This is a genomic window from Fictibacillus sp. FJAT-27399 (genome assembly GCF_001510655.1).
Classification (GTDB): Bacteria; Bacillota; Bacilli; order Bacillales; family Fictibacillaceae; genus Fictibacillus_C; species Fictibacillus_C marinisediminis.
In genome coordinates this window covers 399701-417907 of sequence record NZ_LMVC01000002.1, presented here as the reverse complement: position 1 = coordinate 417907, position 18207 = coordinate 399701, and the positions used below count along the sequence as shown (strand labels likewise).

Here is an 18207-nt window from a genome sequence, read left to right as displayed (position 1 = left end):
AAAGGAAACTCCTCAGCTCATGCCGAGGGAGTTCCCTTTTTTTATTCAATATAAATAACCATTATAGAGTAGGAGTATATGGTAGGTTCCTCTTCCTCCCTTAAACTGTCACTGATCGAAACCTGATACTTGATATCTTTGATGTTCGATTCATGGAGGTTCTCCAAAAAGCCGTTAACCGCTTCTTCCAGATCAGCTTCATGTTCTTCATCAAACAACTTTATTTTCAGCATACTCCAGCACCTCCTGGGTATGTTTTCCCTATCACTTAAGTCGAATCCTTTGTAAAAACTCCACTAGTTTTGAAGAGTGAACCCCGTTTTGTCGACAAGGAAAAATGAAATTTATCTTATTTTCACCTTGGTAATAAATGTTTCTGGAAGAATTCTTCGCATTCTGTCGGAGATAACGGCTCGCTGAAAAAATACCCTTGCCCGATCAAACAGCCTTGAGAAAGCAGAAATTCCACCTGCATCCGATCTTCTATACCTTCTGCGATCACATTAAACTGTAAGTTGATTCCCATATCAATAATCGTTTTGACAAGTGCTTGCCCCCGAAAGCTTTCGAGGCTATCATCCAAAAATGATTTATCGATTTTCAAAGTGTCGATCGGAAGCACCTTTAAGTAGCTTAATGAGGAATAACCGGTTCCAAAATCATCGATGGATATTTTTAAACCTAGATCTTTCAGTCTTTTGATATTAGGAATGGAAGAATCAAAGTCTTGCATCATCCCTTCTGTGATCTCCAGTTCAAGAAAAGAAGGTTCCATGTCAAAAGAAGCAAGAATCTTTTTTATCCTGTCAGGAAACCCCGGATCCTCCAGCTGTTTCACCGAAATATTCACAGCGATGCCCAGTTTTTCATGCCCTTCGTTCTGCCAAACTTTATTTTGCCGGCATGCTTCTTCTATCACCCAATCACCAATGGGAATGATCAGCCCTGTATCTTCAGCCACCGGGATAAAATCAGATGGCGGGATGTTGCCGAATTCCGGATGTTCCCAGCGGATTAACGCCTCTGTACCAATGATCCGCCCCGTCGGCAGGTAAATTAAGGGCTGGTAACAAAGGGTAAACTCTTGGCGATGAACGGCTTTGCGAAGGCCATTCTCCAGATGCATCTTCACCCTCATTGATTCGTTAAGAGCAGCATTGAAAAATTGATAATTATCCCTGCCTTTTTCTTTTGCATCGTACATGGCAGTGTCAGCATTTTTGATGAGTTCGTCCACATCAAGTCCATGTCCCGGGTAAAAGGAGATACCAAGGCTAAGCGTACTGAAAATCTCATGACCTCTGATCAGGATGGGCTTTTTAAACTGATTCAAAATACGCAAAGAAAGCTGTTTCACTTCCGCTTCGTCCGTATTTTCAATCAATAGAATAAATTCATCTCCGCCTCGGCGAAACACGTGGTCCGTAGGGCGGACAAGATTTTTTAGCTGAAAGGAAACCTGCTGAAGCAATAAGTCACCAAAGCGGTGGCCGAGCGTATCATTTATTATTTTGAAACGGTCTAAATCAACGAACATCACAGCGATCCTGCTTTTGCTGATATCTGCTTCAAACATTTTCTGTTCCAGCACTTCCTGAAACCTGTGCCTGTTCGGCAATCCAGTCAAATCATCATGATAAGCCATGTGGTCAATCGTGCTCTCTGCCTGTTTTCGATTGGTGATATCATAAAGGATTGAACTGAAGTCAACCAGTTCACCCGATTCGTCAAGGATTGGAATCCCACGGTCCTGAATCCATCGTATTTCTCCGTTTGGCCGCGTAATACGGTACTCGCTGGTCACCGTTTCTCCACGCGCTATCTTCTTCGCTCTCTTTTCAATGATTGGATAATCTTCGGGATGAATGACTTTCTTCCAAAGTTCAACATCTTGAATGAACGTATCCAAGCTGTATCCATAAAGTTTTTCAATTCCCTGGGTGATCATCAGTTTGTTTTGTTTAAGATTATGTGACCAGATGGCAACATCAATCGTATCAAAAATATCCTGAAGCCTTTCCCGGCTTTTTCTAAGCTCATCCATCGTGGACTTGTGCTCTTCAATTTCTTTTTCAAGAAAAGCGCTGTTTTGCTTATGTTTTTTAGAAACCCGGAAATACATAAATATGAGAATAAGAGCAAACACTGCATCAAATAAAAGGTCAGCCATATCGTTTTGCAAATAGCCAGTTAAATAGCCAGTTTGTCCAATAAACATGCGGGCTGCGAATAGAAGTATGAAAAAATAGAGTAGGTTTTGTTTATGCATTCTATCCCCCAGAGTCGTTATATTCTTATATCGGCTCATTCGTTAAGTTTATTGAAGAAAAAATAGAGGTAATTTATGTAAAAAAACGAAACCGCATGAAAAGAACCGGCTGCTCAATAGCAGCCGGTTCTTTTATGTCTTAACTATAGTTATTCTGAATCCTTGCCATAGGCCATCATGCCGCCGACCATGCTCTTCACTTTATAACCGTTTTCCTGTAAAAAGTGAGCTACATTCTCGCTTCTTTTTCCTGAGCGGCAGATGAGGATATGCTCCTCGTCTTTGTTGATCTCGTCTAAACGATTTGGAACTTCCATCATTTTGATGTGCTTCGCCTCGGCAATTTTTCCTTCAGCGACTTCTTCATCCTCACGAACATCGATGAGAGAAATTGTTTCACCCTTTTTTAGCTTGCTTTTCACTTCTTCGGGAGTGATCGTATTGATTTGATCTTCCATTCCATTCACCTCTGTCAAAGTCTTTATTAATTGGCTACGATGTTTACGAGCTTGCCAGGAACCGCAATCACTTTACGGACCGTTTTGCCTTCGATGCTGCTTCGAACCGCATCGCTATCCATCGCTGCCTGCTCCATGTCTTCTCTCGTTATATCAGCCGGTACGCTAAGCTTAGCTTTTACTTTACCGTTGATCTGTACAACGATTTCCACTTCTTTTTCCACTAGTTTCGCTTCGTCCCACACCGGCCATGATTCGTATGCGATAGACCCGCTGTGCCCTAGTTTTTCCCATAACTCCTCAGCAATATGCGGAGCGATCGGGGAAAGCAGCTTCACAAACCCTTCAGCAGCATACTTCGGAAGAACGTTTTGCTTATTGGCTTCGTTAACGAATACCATCAATTGAGAGATTCCTGTGTTAAAGCGAAGCCCCTCAAAATCTTCGGTGATTTTTTTCACCGTTTGATGATATACACGTTCAAAGGAATCTGTACCATGCTGATCTTGAATGGACGTGTTAAGCTCTCCATTATCCGCAACAAGCAGACGCCATACACGGTCAAGGAATCTGCGGGATCCGTCCAAGCCGGTCGTACTCCATGCGATGGATGCATCTAGCGGTCCCATGAACATTTCATACATACGCAGAGTATCTGCTCCGTGGGAAGCTACGATTTCATCCGGGTTAACCACATTTCCTTTGGATTTACTCATTTTTTCATTGTTCTCACCAAGAATCATTCCCTGGTTGAACAACCGCTGAAACGGCTCTTTTGTGGAAACTACGCCTAGATCGTAAAGAACCTTATGCCAGAATCGCGCGTACAGCAAGTGAAGTACCGCATGCTCTGCACCGCCGATATAGATGTCCACCGGCAGCCAGTGCTTGATTTTCTCTGGATCTGCTAAAGCTCCACTGTTTTTAGGATCGATGTACCTTAGATAGTACCAGCAGCTTCCTGCCCATTGCGGCATGGTATTCGTTTCACGGCGTCCTTTCTTGCCGGTTTCCGGATCAACGACATTCACCCAGTCTTCTACGTTAGCTAAAGGAGATTCACCTGTGCCGGACGGCTTGATCTCTTTGACGATTGGCAAGCGCAGCGGAAGCTCTTCTTCTGGGACGTGTGTCATTGTTCCATCTTCCCAAAGGATGATTGGGATTGGTTCTCCCCAATAACGCTGGCGGGAGAACAGCCAGTCACGCAAACGGTACGTGATTTTCTTTTCACCCTTGTTATTCTCTACAAGCCAGCTGTTCATTTTCTCAATGGCTTCTTCTTTTTCAAGACCGTTCAAGAAATCCGAATTAACATGTTTGCCGTCGCCTGCGTAGGCAGCTGTCTGTACGTCTCCGCCTTCTACGACTTCGATAATCGGAAGGTCAAATTTCACAGCAAATTCATGGTCACGCTCATCATGCCCAGGAACAGCCATGATCGCACCTGTACCATAGGTTGCAAGTACATAATCAGCGATCCAGATTGGCACCTTCTTGCCGTTTACCGGATTAACGGCATATGCGCCTGTGAACACACCGGTTTTTTCTTTGGCAAGCTCTGTACGCTCAAGATCGGATTTGGTTACGACATCATTTTTATATTGTTCTACTGCTTCACTCTGCTCTTCTGTTGTAATCTCATTCACATAAGAGTGCTCAGGAGCAAGGACAAGGTATGTCGCCCCAAATAGCGTATCCGGACGAGTCGTAAACACCGTTACCTGTTTGTCATGTCCGTCAATTCCAAAATGAACTTCCGCACCTTCTGAACGGCCGATCCAGTTTCTTTGCATCTCTTTCAAGCTTTCAGGCCAATCAAGCTCTTCCAAATCTTCAAGCAAACGGTCCGCATAAGCCGTAATTTTCAGCATCCACTGTCTCATCGGCTTACGGACGACGGGATGGCCGCCCCGCTCGCTCTTGCCGTCGATGACTTCTTCATTGGCAAGTACTGTGCCAAGCGCCTCACACCAGTTAACAGGCACTTCATCAACATAGGCCAATCCTTTTTTATACAGCTGGATGAAAATCCACTGTGTCCATTTGTAGTATTCCGGATCAGTTGTGTTTACTTCACGGTCCCAGTCATAAGAGAAGCCTAACTCTTTGATCTGGCGACGGAATGTATTGATGTTCTTTTCAGTAAACTCGGCAGGGTCATTACCGGTATCAAGTGCATATTGCTCAGCCGGAAGACCGAACGCATCCCATCCCATTGGGTGAAGCACGTTATAATCCTGCATGCGTTTCATTCGGGAGAGGATGTCCGTTGCTGTATAACCTTCCGGATGTCCTACGTGAAGACCGGCTCCAGACGGGTAAGGAAACATATCCAATGCATAAAATTTCTTCTTGGAGTATTCCTCTTCCGTTTTGAACGTTTTATTCTTTTCCCAGTACTGCTGCCATTTCGGCTCAATCTTTTTGTGATCGTAATGCATATTTTCTCTTCCTCCCTGTCACTCACATTCATCCTTTAGCAAATTAAAGGCAAAATAAAAAACCTTCCGCCCCTAAATCATTCAGGGACGAAAGGTTGTGTTTATGTCATCATAACCTGCCGCGGTACCACCCACATTAGCGCAAAAGAACACGCTCGCTCATTGGTCCCTTAACGCGGGTGTACGGCAAAAGCTAAAGCTTTCTTTTCACTTTTGCAACTACAAGGTGAGTTCAAAAAGGTTCAGGGTTGACTTGCACCGTCCGTCAACTCTCTAGATCCCTCTGCTTTTTTACTGATCCTTATCATCGTAATTTACCATATTTAACTTGTATTGTATGAATTCAAACGTAAAATGTCAAGTCTGTTTGCTACTCAGCTTAGCCCTTTTTTCCTAGTTATATACCAGATTCAAAGAATGGCCGGATCAAGCTGTCCACCAAGTTCGCCACATAAGGAACGATCGTATTAAAAATCGGATAGATGGTATATCTGTCCAGCGGCGTAATGATGAGGATCAAAAAAATGATCACACCAATATGTTCATATTGAATCATCTTGGCCCTGATTCGGTTAGGCGCCAAATCTTCCAGTACACGGTAGCCATCCAAAGGCGGGATCGGCAATAAATTAAACACAAACAGCAGAACATTCAAATAAACGAGCATATTGATCATCTTGTCGATAAAGTCGACTCCCTTTTCCGGCACACTGTCCACTACACCGGTTGAAAAGAGGGCATAAAAGATGATAACTCCTATTATTGCAATTAAAATATTGCTCAGAGGTCCGGCGATCGATACGAGAATGCTATATAAATGAGGACGTTTAAAATTCCTGCGGTCCACAGGCACTGGCCGGGCCCAGCCGAAACCGGCGATCAATAAAAGGATCGTACCGATCGGATCAAGGTGGGCAACAGGTGAGAGCGTCAAGCGCCCCTGGTCTTTAGCCGTAGAATCACCGCACAGATACGCCGCATAAGCATGAGCAAATTCATGAACCGTAAACGCAATAACCAATGAAATAATGACAAAAGGCATCTCTTGTAAGTTAAAAGCCAAGAAGTTTTCCATTCAGCTCTCCTATCTAACCTGTCTTTTTCTGTGAAAGACCTCCAACAGCAATCTTCCGGTCATAGATTTGAGTAAGCACAATACTGATCATAAACAAAACAAAAATTACCCCGAAAACAGTCTTCATTCCCCAAACATCAGCAAGAATGCCGCCAAAAGACGGGCCTATCATCCGCCCCGCCGTCGCCGTACTGTTGACGATTCCCTGATAAAAACCTACCCTTCCTGCCGGAGCCAGATCATTGGCGATGGACGGCACACCCGGCCAGACGAACATTTCACCTATCGTCAAAATAACCATGGCTCCCATAAAACCTGAGAATGCTTCGGCACGGCTGACCGTTACAAATGAAACGATAAAAATAAGATAGCCTACGAGAATTTGAGTTTTCGTTGAAGTAATCCAGTGTTTTAATATGTAGGCCAGCACGGGCTGCAGCAATACGATCAATGCTCCGTTGACCGTCCAAAGCAAGCTGTACAGCTTCAGGCTGATACCTGCTTCCTGCGTGAAAACGGCGATGGTCGATTGCCATTGCACATAGCTGATCCAGGCCAGCAAGTAACCGCCGCACAAAATCAGGAGCCCGGTAAAGATGGTTTTGTTCTTAATCTTAGAATCTTGCGTTAAAATCGTTTCTGGCGAAATTTCGGAAGCTTTATTGCTGATTCCTTTATACCCAAACAGAACGAGCAGGAAAAACAGCGCACAAAGCAATGCGTTACCAATAAAAGACCATTGAAAGGAATAGGAAGCAACAAACCCACCACATGCCGCACCGGCAGCAACACCGACGTTCTGAGCGACATAGATAGCGTTAAACGCTTTTCTTCCTCCTTCTTTCCAAACGGTTCCCGCCATCGCGTACATCGATGGAAAAGTAATACCCATGCCAAAACCGATAACAGCCAACAGAGAAGCGTAGAACATAAAACCATGATAAAAAACAAGCATAATAAGGGCTGCCAATGTGACAGATACACCAGTGAGTATGGCTCTGTATCCCCCAAGGCGGTCAAACACCAGACCCCCGGCAAGATTCCCAAGAACCCCCGCTCCTGAGTTACACATGAGCACGATGCCGGCGACAGTCAATGACTTGTCTAGATGCTCATGGATATAAATGGTATTCACCGGCCACAAAAACGATGCTCCCGTTACATTCAGGACCATTCCAATCACCAGCAGCCAAAGCGGTCTAGGCAATCAAAGCCCCCCTAACAAGAAAGAAATACCCCTAAGTATTGTAGAGCTTTTTATGCCCGGTGACAATCCGCAGACACGCCTTTTCCCATAAACAGCTCTTTTTCTTCCTGTTGGAGATTTGCTCCCCCCGTGCTAAAATGGCTTGTAGTGTGTAAGAAGGGGCTTGGGTAGCCCGGTATTGGTGTTTGAGTGCCTGGCAGGTTGGCGGCTGGGCGGTGTTTTTTTGCATGGCGCCCGAATGCGGGATTTCAGCGCTAAACGGGCGCTTCAGCTTTTCTAACTAAGGAGTGACACAATGTCTCAATCGATTATTCCCGCCCATTATGGCGATAAACGTTTTTATACATGGAATCAGCATCTGCGGAGCCATTTTAATGAGAAGATTATTAAGATTACGCTGGATGGCGGGTTTGACTGCCCAAACCGTGACGGGAAAGCTGCTTATGGCGGCTGTACGTTCTGTTCTCAGAGCGGGTCCGGTGATTTTGCCGGAGACCGGCGTGATGACTTGATCACCCAGTTCAACACCGTCAAAGAACGCATGCACCGTAAATGGAAAAAGGGGAAATATCTTGGGTATTTTCAAGCCTTCTCCAACACGTACGCACCAGTTGAAAAACTTCGGGAAATGTTTGAGACGGTCTTGGAACAGGAAGGTGTAGTTGGCCTTGCGATCGCGACCCGCCCGGATTGTCTCCCTGATGATGTAGTCGAATATCTCGCCGAACTGAACGAACGGACCTATCTATGGGTGGAGCTTGGTCTGCAAACGGTCCATGAACGGACTGCTCTGCTTATTAACCGTGCACACGATTATCAAACGTATGTTGATGGCGTTAATAAGCTCCGTAAGCATAATATTCGTGTATGCTCCCACATTATTAACGGGCTTCCCCTGGAAACACCTGAAATGATGATGAAAACCGCGAAAGAAGTCGCCAAGCTCGATGTGCAGGGCATAAAGATCCATCTGCTGCACTTGTTGAAAAAAACGCCGATGGTAAAGCAATATGACCAGGGAATGCTGGAATTTTTAGATTTTGATACGTATGTCGGGCTCGTTTGCGACCAGCTCGAAATCCTTCCCCCTGACATGATGATCCACCGTCTCACTGGTGACGGACCGCCTGATCTGCTGATCGGGCCGATGTGGAGCATGAACAAGTGGAAAGTACTGAATGCCATTGAATCCGAAATGAAACGCAGGGACAGCTTTCAAGGGAAATTTTATAAAAAGGAAACGGTACAACCACTATGAAGATCCAGGGTATACTTCCGTTTGCACGGACATTGCTGGAAAGTGCGGCTGTAAAAGGCAGTGCTGTCATTGACGCCACATGCGGGAATGGCCATGACACATTATTCCTTTCCCGCCTCGTCGGTATCGAGGGCAATGTTTTTGGTTTTGATATACAAGAAGAGGCGATTGAAAACACTAGAAAACGTCTGCTGGAGCATGGGGCCGAAGATAATGTAACGCTTTTTAACACCGGACATCATCATATGAAATCATATATCCCAGATTCGTATCACGGGAAAATTGCCTGTGCTGTTTTTAATCTCGGCTATTTGCCTGGCGGAGATAAAGAAATTGTAACTCAGAGTGAATCCACCATCGAAGCCATAAATCAGCTTTTTGACCTGCTGGCGCCGGGAGGCCTTGCTGTATTGGTGATCTACCACGGACACCCGGAAGGAAAAGTGGAAAAAGACGCAGTCATGGAATATGCTCAAGGCCTCGATCAGCAAATGGCTCATGTCCTGCAGTACGGATTCATCAACCAAAAGAACGATCCTCCCTATATTGTCGCCATTGAGAAAAAATAAAAAGGAGTGGAAGCTGCCGCAGCAGTTTCCGCTCCTTTTTTAGATGGAAGGTCTTAATCTTTGCATTAGTCTTCGGTTCATATAGAAAAAGAGAGTATAGCTTCCGCCCATTCTCATGATTTTCCCTGCCGTCTTTTTAATTCCCGGATGGCGGTCGACTTTTTGGTCAGCCAGATAGATGCCTAATAGACCACGGTTGATCAATTTATGAAACTTGCGGTCTGGCAGGCGGTCAATGCTGTTATCCGCTTGCTGGACGAAATGACCAAACCGCTCAAGAAGCTGATTGCCATTTTCATAATATGAGCAAAAATTAAGGTCGCCGCCCTCTTTATCTTCTTCCTGATCCACAAAATAGTCGAGCAGTATATGAAGGCCTTGCACCCACGGAAAGTAGCCGTTCTTAATGACTTTCACTTGTTCCTTCGTAAGGTTTTGCTGTGATGCATACGAAACGAGGCAAAAAATACCGAGCGTTGAACCTGTACAAGCTGAAAACTCATACCAGCTCATCGCTGGGATAGAATCTTTATGGCTGCTGAACCAAGCCTGCAGCCGCGGAACTCTTTCTTCAATGATCACGTGCTTATGTATTTGCAGATCACAATAATAGTGAGCCAAATCAAGCAATGAATCCGAGATTGAACCGTAATGCGGTATTTCACTAAGAATGTTCTGACAGGTTTGAACAAGGCTCCATAAATAATCCCCGTCATTCTGATCATCCCTCATGCGATAATAATTTTTGCGGTCTGCACCCGGTGTAAGCGCATGGATCATTGATTCGTGAAGAGCCTCAAAATCCAGCGGGTCCAGCGATGTGCTTCTGTCACAAAGATTATCCAGATAGTCGCTGATCGTCTGATAAGCCACTACAAATTCGATCACTCTTTTTCTTTGATCTCCGGCCAGGAGGGCCAGAATCGCTCCTCCCTGGCAGTGAAATTCCTTCGTATCAATGCTCATCAACGCTTGTTTTCTAAGTTCATCGTTCGGAATCAATTCTGCTTTTTCACGCCATTGTTCAAGAAAGAGAGAAACATCGGGCAGAACATTGCGATAGATGCGATACATTAATGCCCATGGTTGATTCGGTACACTCATTCAATTCCCACCCCTAGCAATTATCAAAAATCAAAAATGCAGATTCAAATAGGATTTAATAAATTTAAACACGTCATCCCTTTCCGGTTCATTCAGTACTTCATGATACAGTCCGGGATATTCTTTGTACATTTTGTCGTGCAGTTCTATCCGGTTAAACCAGTCACGGACAGCCAGTTTGTCGACGATCCGGTCATCTCCTGCCTGAATGACGAGCAGCGGAATGTTTGGAAACCGGCCGGTATGTGTATGGGCCATCTTCATTGCATTCACAAGCTCCCGGTACCATCTGACAGATACACGGTCTACAAGAAGGGTGTCCGTTGAATCCCTGAGCAATACCTGCTCATTCCTTGTTTTATTTACGGGCTCAATGTTTGCAGCAAATTTAACAGATGGCGCCACTTTATTCAATACTCTTGATAAGGTGTCAATTCCCTTTGACGGCTGGCTCGCGAGTCCAAGGCATGGAGAAGAAAGAATGATGCCCTTGATATTAAAGGATCTTTCCGTAACCGCACGGATCGAAGCAAGCCCGCCCATGCTGTGTCCGAAGAGAAATACGGGCAGGTAGTAGTGAGCAGCTTCACCAATCCACGTCTCGATGGCCGTGATGTATTCATCAAACGAGTCGATGTGCCCCCTGCGGCGAGTCGTCGTTCCCTGTCCCGGAAGATCTCCCATAAGGACGTGAAAGCCAGCCAGATTAAATTGCTGAATGACCCATTCATAGCGCCCATGGTATTCTCCAGCGCCATGGACCATAATGACGACACCCTTAGCTTCCTCCTTAGTTTCCCACTTCCACATAACCCCATCCCCTTCTCGAAATAATTTTCAATTAATCTTTCATTTGATAGAATAAGTTGAAAAGCTGAGGCGGCTTGGTCAAAAGCGAAGGCTGTTGGAGCTCTTGAACACAAATACGCTTTTTGTATTTTGTGAAAGAGCGAAACGACCAGGCTTTTAGCCGCTGAAGCTGGATCAAGAAAAGCTGAAACGCCTTGTTTTTATTATTTTATACAAAATAGGATGTGATATTTTGATTTACCCTTACAATGGCAAACACCCGGTTATCGCAGAGAATGCCTATATTGCAGATTATGTAACCATTACCGGCGATGTTACGATCGGTGAATACAGCTCTATTTGGTTTAACACGTCGATACGCGGAGATGTTTCTCCTACCATTATCGGCAATAGCGTCAATGTTCAGGATAATTCTGTTCTTCACCAGAGCCCTAATCGGCCTCTTATTCTGGAAGACGGAGTAACCGTTGGGCACAGCGTGATCTTACATAGCAGCATCATTCGAAAAAACGCACTGATCGGCATGGGATCTCTTGTACTTGATGGCGCTGAAATCGGTGAAGGAGCGTTTATCGGGGCCGGCAGCCTCGTACCTCCGGGCAAAAAGATTCCGCCGAACACCCTTGCATTCGGCCGTCCTGCCAAAGTGATACGGGAACTGAACGCAGAAGATATTGCCGACATGGACAGGATCCGCCGCGAATACCAAGAAAAAGGGCAATATTATAAATCACTTTCAGAAACAGACTGACGCTCTCCGTTAAATTCTATTAAATTTCCATCTGGATCACTGACATAAACCTGATGCCACGGTGTTTTATTATCCGGCTTATTTAAATAAGGTATTTGATGGTGGTCCAGCTTTTTTAACAGTCTCGGAATATCTGTAACACGGATGGCAAAATGGCCATCCCTGCTATCCAATTCATCCGTTCCTCTCAAAGCCTTGCCTTTTGCGTTTGCGATCAAATGAAGCTGTGTTGCCCCAAAATCGTACCAAACACCTGGAAAGCCGAACTGAGGCCGCTCTTTGCTCGCCGAAAAACCCAAGATTCCCTCATAAAAATAAAGTGCTTTTTTCAAATCAGTAACTACTAGTGATACATGATGGACTCCTTCGTACATGGCTTCCCCTTTCTTTCCTCTTTATTTTCCGTTCATCACTTTTCTGTTCTTGATAAATCATACCATAAGATGTTTTCTTATTTAAATTGTAGGCTCTATCCTGATAAAATCCACATAATTGCCACCGTTAGAAAATAATTTAGTAAGAGTACGATTGTCGGAGGTGAAATCCTTTGAAACATGTAAAATCCTATGTTCCTTTCCATAGCAATTTCGATCCATGCCAGCCGATCGGAAGAAAGTATTATTCTACTCCTCCTCACTTATATATGACATTCCAGCCCTATAACCTGCCGCAGTTCTCACCACAGGAAGCATTAAAAAAAGGAACGCTTTGGCCGGCATTTTATGATTACTATGAAAATCCTTATGAAAGAAGGAGTTGATCAGGAATGGAAACAGGCCTTCCAGCTGAGTATTATCAGCTCCTCGAGGAATTACAGGCGGTTGATTTTGTACTTGTTGAATTAACCCTGTATTTAGATACCCATCCAAATGACACAGCCAGCATCCATCAGTTCAATCATTTCGCCCAGGAACGAAAAAAATTGAAGAAAGCCATTGAGTCAAAATATGGGCCGATGCAGCAATACGGAAACAGTTATTCAGGTGCTCCCTGGGATTGGAACAAAGGACCTTGGCCGTGGCAGGTATAAAAGTAAAACCATGGGAGGGCAACTATGTGGATTTATGAAAAAAAGTTGCAATATCCTGTTAAAGTCAGCACATGCAATCCGAAGCTGGCTAAGTTTTTGGTTGAACAATATGGCGGGGCAGACGGTGAGCTTGCTGCTGCATTACGGTATTTGAATCAACGGTATACGATCCCTGACAAGGTCATCGGCTTGCTCACCGACATAGGAACAGAGGAGTTTGCCCATCTTGAGATGATTGCCACGATGATCTATAAATTGACAAAGGATGCCACTCCCCAGCAGATGAAGGATGCCGGGCTCGATACCCACTATGCCAATCATGACAGCGCGCTCTTTTATCATAATGCAGACGGTGTGCCATTTACTACAGCTTATATTCAAGCCAAAGGAGATCCGATCGCTGACCTGTACGAAGACATTGCAGCAGAGGAAAAAGCACGTGCTACGTATCAATGGCTGATCGACATGTCGGATGATCCAGATCTCAATGACGGGCTGAGATTTTTGAGGGAAAGGGAGATCATCCACTCCATGCGGTTCCGTGAAGCTGTTGAAATTCTAAAAGAAGAGCGTGATCAGAAGGTTTTCTTTTAACCTCATTTATACCGGAAGCTGCAAACCGCTTGAATTCATCCAGGCGGTTTTTTCATTTATTTACAATTTCTTCACACTGCCTTTAAACAGCGGCAATAAACCTCTTGTAATCTGAAAAGGAAATCGTTATAAAGCAAGGAGGACTTCCATGGCAAGAGTAACCGGCTGGATCTATGAAAAGGAATGTGATGTATTTAAATGGGTGAACGGCAGACTGCAGCACCGTTTGCTGGATAAGTATTTCAATGGGATCACTCACATTGGCGGAGCAACGTGCACCATTCTAACTACACTGCTTCTCCTGCTTACCATTCCTGCCGATCTGAAGAAATTTGCTGCTGCAGGAATCCTGTCTCTTATTCTCAGCCATATTCCTGTTGCGATCTCAAAGAAATGCTATCCACGGAAACGCCCTTATCTGATGATCGCGGGTACCAAGACCTTCAGTAATCCGCTGAAAGACCATTCTTTCCCTTCAGGACATACGACCGCGATCTTTTCGGTCATCATCCCGCTCGCTTTCATCCATCCAGGATTGCTTACCTTACTGCTTCCGCTCGGGTTGTCTGTTGGCATCTCGCGTATGTATCTAGGCCTTCATTACCCAACCGACGTGCTCGCCGGTATGATCCTCGGGATCAGCTCAGGAATCTTTTCCGTGTTTTTACTCAACGTTTATCTCGTTCCTTACTTTTTATAAAATTTAGGAGGGGTTACATGAAAAAAGCACCACAGGAAAACCGTTTGATGATTGTGCAAGAAATCAGTCCGAATCTCAATCCAAGAATCGCTCTAGCAGCAATCTTCAAGCTTCCTGTATTCATGAAAACCTTTGAGCATAAACCACCGGATTTAATTGTAAAGGCACCTTTTCAAAAATAAACACTTAAATCGATTCGTAAAATAACAAATCGATAATAAACTAGTCGATTTCAATAATAAATTTAGTTTTTCGATAATATAATCTGTTTATCGATAATAAAAAAGATTTATCGATAATAAGTTCTTCTCAAAACTCTACTTACATAAAGAAATTCACTTTGTTACTTGCAAAATCCTCGTTATTTCCATATCAAGGGTCGGCTCACCATCATTTCACTCAATAAGTAGTCTCTTTACTCGTAAAACTGGTCAATCATTGCCTATTTTGATCAAAATAACTTTATTTCAAAAGAAAAACCGGCCCAAAGGCCGGTTTTTTCAATGTATTATGCGTTTGCTTGATCTTTAAGTGCTTCTGCTTTATCTGTTTTTTCCCAAGGAAGCTCAACGTCTGTACGGCCAAAGTGTCCGTATGCCGCTGTCTGTTTGTAGATTGGACGGCGAAGGTCAAGCATTTTAATGATTCCCGCAGGACGAAGGTCGAAGTTTTGGCGCACAAGATCAACCAATACTTCTTCAGAAACTTTTCCTGTTTCGAATGTGTTGACAGCGATCGATACAGGCTGTGCTACACCGATTGCATATGCAAGCTGAACTTCTACTTTGTCAGCAAGTCCGGAAGCAACGATGTTTTTCGCTACGTAACGAGCGGCGTACGCTGCAGAACGGTCAACTTTAGTTGCATCTTTACCGGAGAATGCTCCACCACCGTGGCGAGCATATCCGCCATACGTATCAACAATGATCTTACGGCCAGTTAATCCAGCATCACCTTGTGGTCCGCCGATAACGAAACGGCCAGTCGGATTAATGAAGTATTTTGTGTTTTCGTCGATCAATTCTGCAGGTACAACAGGCTTGATGACTTGTTCTTTAATGTCGGCTTGAATTTGCTCAAGTGTAATTTCTGGATGGTGCTGAGTGGAGATAACAATCGTATCGATACGAACCGGTTTGTCATCCTCATCATATTCCACCGTTACTTGAGTTTTACCATCCGGACGAAGGTAAGGAACTTCTTCGGTTTTACGCACTTCAGCCAATCGGCGGGACAGGCGGTGTGCCAAAGAGATCGGAAGCGGCATAAGTTCAGGTGTTTCATTGTTGGCATAACCAAACATAAGACCTTGGTCACCAGCACCGATCGCTTCGATTTCTTCATCAGTCATTGAGCCTTCACGAGCTTCAAGCGCTTGGTCAACACCCATCGCGATATCCGCAGACTGCTCATCAATGGATGTAAGAACTGCGCATGTTTCAGAATCGAAACCGTATTTTGCACGGTCATAGCCGATTTCTTTGATCGTTTCGCGAACGACTTTTGGAATATCAACATAAGTAGATGTGGTGATTTCACCAGCAACAAGCACAAGGCCTGTCGTTACGGATGTTTCACAAGCGACACGTGCGTTCGGGTCGTTTGCAAGGATTTCATCCAGGATCGCATCGGAAATTTGGTCACAAATTTTATCCGGATGCCCTTCCGTTACTGATTCAGATGTAAAAAGACGACGACTTTTAGACAATTGAAATCCTCCTTCTCTATTGAAAGCATAGAGCAATTTTTTTATAAGATACGGTACTCATTCCTATATGGATACTTTGTTTTGTAAAATATTCAGGTTCAAACTGTTTAAGACATAAAAAAAGCCTTTCCCTGGACCTAAAATACGCGAGGGAAAAGGTCTTATGTCTACGCCTTCACCTCTTATTTTCAAGGTTTTTCACCTTGCAGGTTAGCACCTTTTCACTTCACTGCACAAGATGCATATGTGATGATGAAGTGTCGGTTGCTGGGTTTCATAGGGCCTGTCCCTCCACCTACTCAGAATAAGAGTAGCCGTTCCCGAAATATAATAGCGCAGTTCGACAAACCTGTCAACTTGAAAAGCTATACTCTCCCTCTCCGGCGGGAGTCTGGGCGATCCTTCAAACGGAATTAAGTACCTATTATAAATGAAAGATTATGCTTTTAAAAACAAAGAGCCTGATTTATGAACCAATTTACAATTTGCTAAATAAAATAGTATACATTATTTGTTTCAATGTGTTATACTAATTTCGAATTTACTTACGATATTAATGATAAATATATTTCTTAAAAGGATGGTTTTGCGAACATGAATACGGTTGATTTAACGACGACTTTAGATGACATTCTATCCAGCGCTGCTACTCATGAAAATCTACCTGTACCTATGCTTGTTGAAAAGGCGCTGCTCCGAAATGAAGGCATTTTATCTTCAACCGGTGCTCTCAGGGCCACTACTGGAAAATATACTGGACGTTCTCCCGAAGACAAATTCATCGTGGACGAAGCTAGCACACAAGATAAAATAAACTGGGGCAGAATCAATAAGCCCTTTAACGAAGAGAAATTTGAGCAGCTCTATAAAAAAGTACTTCATTACTTAGGACAAAAAGAGGAATTGTTTGTATTCAAAGGATTCGCTGGTGCCGACCACGCGTACAGGCTGCCTATTCAGGTGATTAATGAATTCGCTTGGCATAACCTGTTTGCCCACCAAATGTTCATCCGTCCGACAGCTGAAGAACTAAAAGGAATCGAAGCGGGATTCACCGTGGTATCTGCACCAGGATTTCAGGCAGATCCTGCTGTAGACGGGACCAATTCTGAAACCTTCATTATTATATCATTTGAGAAGCGTATCGTATTGATCGGAGGAACTGAATATGCAGGAGAAATTAAAAAGTCCATCTTCTCAGTAATGAACTACATTCTTCCTGAAAAAGGGATCCTTTCTATGCATTGCTCCGCAAATGTCGGGCAGGAAGGCGATGTAGCTCTGTTCTTCGGATTATCCGGTACCGGGAAAACTACGCTCTCTGCTGATCCGCATCGTTCATTGATCGGTGACGACGAACATGGCTGGGCTAATACTGGTGTTTTTAACATTGAAGGCGGCTGCTATGCAAAATGCATCAACCTCTCTGAAGAAAAAGAACCGCAGATCTGGAATGCGATCCGTTTTGGAAGCGTTCTCGAAAATGTCGTTCTTGACCATAAAACTCGCGTAGGTGATTATAGCGACGGTACGTTCACTGAAAATACTAGGGCTGCCTATCCAATTCAGGCGATCCCGAATATTATCCAGCCAAGTGTTGCTGGTCATCCGAACACGATCATCTTCCTGACAGCTGATGCATTCGGCGTATTGCCTCCGATCAGCAAACTGACAAAAGAACAGGCCATGTATCATTTCCTTTCCGGCTACACGAGCAAACTTGCCGGAACAGAACGAGGAATCACATCTCCTCAAGCGACCTTCTCAACATGCTTCGGTGCGCCGTTCCTTCCATTGGAAGCAACTGTATATGCCGAAATGCTCGGAGAAAAAATCGATCATCATGAAGTAGAAGTATACCTGGTGAATACCGGATGGTCAGGCGGAGAATATGGTGCCGGCAAGCGCATGAACCTTTCCTACACAAGAGCCATGGTTCAGGCTGCCCTTCAAGGGGAATTAAAATCTGTAGAAACGATAACCGACCCTATTTTTGGACTGCATACACCAGTACATTGCCCAGGTGTTCCTGATCAAGTACTTCAGCCGAAAAAGACTTGGGAGAACCCGGAAGATTACGACCGCAAAGCAAAAGAGCTTGCAGGTAAGTTCAAGGAAAACTTCGAAAAATTCAACAATGTGCCAGCAGAAATTAAAAGTGCAGGACCGCTTTGCTAAGTTAAGAAAAACGTAAGTGCCCAGGGCTGAAAACGAACTTCAGTTTTCAGCC

General features: G+C 44.3%; 19 protein-coding genes, 1 riboswitch and 1 other annotated feature. Of the genes, 9 read left to right on the top strand and 10 right to left on the bottom strand.

Annotated elements, in window-relative coordinates; translation table 11 throughout:
• Nucleotides 1-41: 41 nt before the first annotated feature.
• The 6 genes from AR335_RS07200 to AR335_RS07175 form a co-directional block, all read right to left on the bottom strand.
• Nucleotides 42-233, bottom strand: coding sequence for a sporulation protein Cse60 (locus AR335_RS07200; protein WP_053357502.1), 192 nt, complete (start codon nucleotides 231-233; stop codon nucleotides 42-44).
• Between the two features lie 122 nt (nucleotides 234-355).
• Nucleotides 356-2269: a putative bifunctional diguanylate cyclase/phosphodiesterase gene (locus tag AR335_RS07195; RefSeq protein ID WP_062233672.1), complete on the bottom strand. Its 1914-nt coding sequence runs from the start codon at nucleotides 2267-2269 to the stop codon at nucleotides 356-358.
• Between the two features lie 149 nt (nucleotides 2270-2418).
• On the bottom strand, nucleotides 2419-2727 hold the full coding sequence (locus AR335_RS07190) for a rhodanese-like domain-containing protein (RefSeq protein WP_062233669.1): 309 nt from the start codon (nucleotides 2725-2727) through the stop codon (nucleotides 2419-2421).
• 26 nt (nucleotides 2728-2753) lie between these two features.
• Entirely contained in the window at nucleotides 2754-5171 is a 2418-nt protein-coding gene (leuS, locus tag AR335_RS07185; RefSeq protein ID WP_062233665.1) for a leucine--tRNA ligase, read from the bottom strand.
• 80 nt (nucleotides 5172-5251) lie between these two features.
• Nucleotides 5252-5488: a binding site (T-box leader), on the bottom strand.
• Between the two features lie 80 nt (nucleotides 5489-5568).
• Complete coding sequence (locus AR335_RS07180) at nucleotides 5569-6246, bottom strand: site-2 protease family protein (protein WP_062233662.1); 678 nt, start codon at nucleotides 6244-6246, stop codon at nucleotides 5569-5571.
• A 13-nt stretch (nucleotides 6247-6259) separates the two neighbouring features.
• Nucleotides 6260-7453, bottom strand: coding sequence for an MDR family MFS transporter (locus AR335_RS07175; RefSeq protein WP_062233659.1), 1194 nt, complete (start codon nucleotides 7451-7453; stop codon nucleotides 6260-6262).
• A 295-nt stretch (nucleotides 7454-7748) separates the two neighbouring features.
• On the opposite strand from AR335_RS07175, the gene AR335_RS07170 reads away from it, so the two are divergent.
• A complete protein-coding gene (locus tag AR335_RS07170) occupies nucleotides 7749-8711 on the top strand; it encodes a TIGR01212 family radical SAM protein (RefSeq protein WP_062233656.1) in 963 nt (320 codons plus the stop codon).
• The gene (locus AR335_RS07165) at nucleotides 8708-9280 is read left to right on the top strand and encodes a class I SAM-dependent methyltransferase (RefSeq protein ID WP_062233652.1); all 573 of its coding nucleotides are present in this window, start codon (nucleotides 8708-8710) and stop codon (nucleotides 9278-9280) included. The genes AR335_RS07170 and AR335_RS07165 overlap by 4 nt, the downstream gene beginning before the upstream one ends.
• Nucleotides 9281-9319: 39 nt before the next feature.
• Here the strand turns inward: AR335_RS07165 and AR335_RS07160 are convergent, their stop codons facing one another.
• Together AR335_RS07160 and AR335_RS07155 are read right to left on the bottom strand one after the other, a co-directional pair.
• The gene (locus AR335_RS07160) at nucleotides 9320-10384 is read right to left on the bottom strand and encodes a tetraprenyl-beta-curcumene synthase family protein (protein WP_062233649.1); all 1065 of its coding nucleotides are present in this window, start codon (nucleotides 10382-10384) and stop codon (nucleotides 9320-9322) included.
• A gap of 30 nt (nucleotides 10385-10414) precedes the next feature.
• A complete protein-coding gene (locus AR335_RS07155) occupies nucleotides 10415-11194 on the bottom strand; it encodes an alpha/beta hydrolase (RefSeq protein WP_062233646.1) in 780 nt (259 codons plus the stop codon).
• Between the two features lie 232 nt (nucleotides 11195-11426).
• On the opposite strand from AR335_RS07155, the gene AR335_RS07150 reads away from it, so the two are divergent.
• The gene (locus tag AR335_RS07150; RefSeq protein ID WP_062233643.1) at nucleotides 11427-11945 is read left to right on the top strand and encodes a gamma carbonic anhydrase family protein; all 519 of its coding nucleotides are present in this window, start codon (nucleotides 11427-11429) and stop codon (nucleotides 11943-11945) included.
• Here AR335_RS07150 and AR335_RS07145 read toward each other — a convergent pair.
• The gene (locus tag AR335_RS07145; protein WP_053357491.1) at nucleotides 11918-12319 is read right to left on the bottom strand and encodes a VOC family protein; all 402 of its coding nucleotides are present in this window, start codon (nucleotides 12317-12319) and stop codon (nucleotides 11918-11920) included. The two genes, AR335_RS07150 and AR335_RS07145, sit on opposite strands and share 28 nt — an antisense overlap.
• 173 nt (nucleotides 12320-12492) lie before the next feature.
• Here AR335_RS07145 and AR335_RS07140 point away from each other — a divergent pair, with 173 nt between their 5' ends.
• The 5 genes from AR335_RS07140 (at nucleotide 12493) to AR335_RS23790 (ending at nucleotide 14451) form a co-directional block, all read left to right on the top strand.
• Complete coding sequence (locus tag AR335_RS07140; protein WP_053357490.1) at nucleotides 12493-12705, top strand: spore coat associated protein CotJA; 213 nt, start codon at nucleotides 12493-12495, stop codon at nucleotides 12703-12705.
• A 6-nt stretch (nucleotides 12706-12711) separates the two neighbouring features.
• Nucleotides 12712-12975, top strand: a complete 264-nt coding sequence (locus tag AR335_RS07135) for a spore coat protein CotJB (protein WP_062233641.1) — start codon at nucleotides 12712-12714, stop codon at nucleotides 12973-12975.
• Nucleotides 12976-12999: 24 nt separating this feature from the next.
• On the top strand, nucleotides 13000-13569 hold the full coding sequence (locus AR335_RS07130; protein ID WP_062233638.1) for a manganese catalase family protein: 570 nt from the start codon (nucleotides 13000-13002) through the stop codon (nucleotides 13567-13569).
• A 148-nt stretch (nucleotides 13570-13717) separates the two neighbouring features.
• Nucleotides 13718-14269, top strand: a complete 552-nt coding sequence (locus AR335_RS07125; protein WP_053357487.1) for a phosphatase PAP2 family protein — start codon at nucleotides 13718-13720, stop codon at nucleotides 14267-14269.
• Between the two features lie 17 nt (nucleotides 14270-14286).
• Nucleotides 14287-14451, top strand: coding sequence for a hypothetical protein (locus AR335_RS23790; protein ID WP_156418891.1), 165 nt, complete (start codon nucleotides 14287-14289; stop codon nucleotides 14449-14451).
• A 326-nt stretch (nucleotides 14452-14777) separates the two neighbouring features.
• On the opposite strand, the gene metK is transcribed toward AR335_RS23790, so the two are convergent.
• The gene (metK, locus tag AR335_RS07120; RefSeq protein ID WP_062233635.1) at nucleotides 14778-15977 is read right to left on the bottom strand and encodes a methionine adenosyltransferase; all 1200 of its coding nucleotides are present in this window, start codon (nucleotides 15975-15977) and stop codon (nucleotides 14778-14780) included.
• Between the two features lie 179 nt (nucleotides 15978-16156).
• Nucleotides 16157-16288: riboswitch (SAM riboswitch) on the bottom strand.
• 283 nt (nucleotides 16289-16571) lie between these two features.
• On the opposite strand from metK, the gene pckA reads away from it, so the two are divergent.
• On the top strand, nucleotides 16572-18155 hold the full coding sequence (gene pckA, locus AR335_RS07115; RefSeq protein WP_062233634.1) for a phosphoenolpyruvate carboxykinase (ATP): 1584 nt from the start codon (nucleotides 16572-16574) through the stop codon (nucleotides 18153-18155).
• Nucleotides 18156-18207 lie beyond the last annotated feature (52 nt).

Excerpts from the sequence above, each read along its gene's own strand:
- pckA (WP_062233634.1), top strand. The coding sequence starts at position 16,572 with ATGAATACGGTTGATTTAACGACGACTTTAGATGACATTCTATCCAGC.
- AR335_RS07155 (WP_062233646.1), bottom strand. The coding sequence starts at position 11,194 with ATGTGGAAGTGGGAAACTAAGGAGGAAGCTAAGGGTGTCGTCATTATG.
- AR335_RS07135 (WP_062233641.1), top strand. The coding sequence starts at position 12,712 with ATGGAAACAGGCCTTCCAGCTGAGTATTATCAGCTCCTCGAGGAATTA.
- AR335_RS07160 (WP_062233649.1), bottom strand. The coding sequence starts at position 10,384 with ATGAGTGTACCGAATCAACCATGGGCATTAATGTATCGCATCTATCGC.
- leuS (WP_062233665.1), bottom strand. The coding sequence starts at position 5,171 with ATGCATTACGATCACAAAAAGATTGAGCCGAAATGGCAGCAGTACTGG.
- AR335_RS07200 (WP_053357502.1), bottom strand. The coding sequence starts at position 233 with ATGCTGAAAATAAAGTTGTTTGATGAAGAACATGAAGCTGATCTGGAA.
- AR335_RS07170 (WP_062233656.1), top strand. The coding sequence starts at position 7,749 with ATGTCTCAATCGATTATTCCCGCCCATTATGGCGATAAACGTTTTTAT.
- AR335_RS07190 (WP_062233669.1), bottom strand. The coding sequence starts at position 2,727 with ATGGAAGATCAAATCAATACGATCACTCCCGAAGAAGTGAAAAGCAAG.
- AR335_RS07180 (WP_062233662.1), bottom strand. The coding sequence starts at position 6,246 with ATGGAAAACTTCTTGGCTTTTAACTTACAAGAGATGCCTTTTGTCATT.
- AR335_RS23790 (WP_156418891.1), top strand. The coding sequence starts at position 14,287 with ATGAAAAAAGCACCACAGGAAAACCGTTTGATGATTGTGCAAGAAATC.
- AR335_RS07130 (WP_062233638.1), top strand. The coding sequence starts at position 13,000 with ATGTGGATTTATGAAAAAAAGTTGCAATATCCTGTTAAAGTCAGCACA.
- AR335_RS07195 (WP_062233672.1), bottom strand. The coding sequence starts at position 2,269 with ATGCATAAACAAAACCTACTCTATTTTTTCATACTTCTATTCGCAGCC.
- AR335_RS07165 (WP_062233652.1), top strand. The coding sequence starts at position 8,708 with ATGAAGATCCAGGGTATACTTCCGTTTGCACGGACATTGCTGGAAAGT.
- AR335_RS07125 (WP_053357487.1), top strand. The coding sequence starts at position 13,718 with ATGGCAAGAGTAACCGGCTGGATCTATGAAAAGGAATGTGATGTATTT.
- AR335_RS07145 (WP_053357491.1), bottom strand. The coding sequence starts at position 12,319 with ATGTACGAAGGAGTCCATCATGTATCACTAGTAGTTACTGATTTGAAA.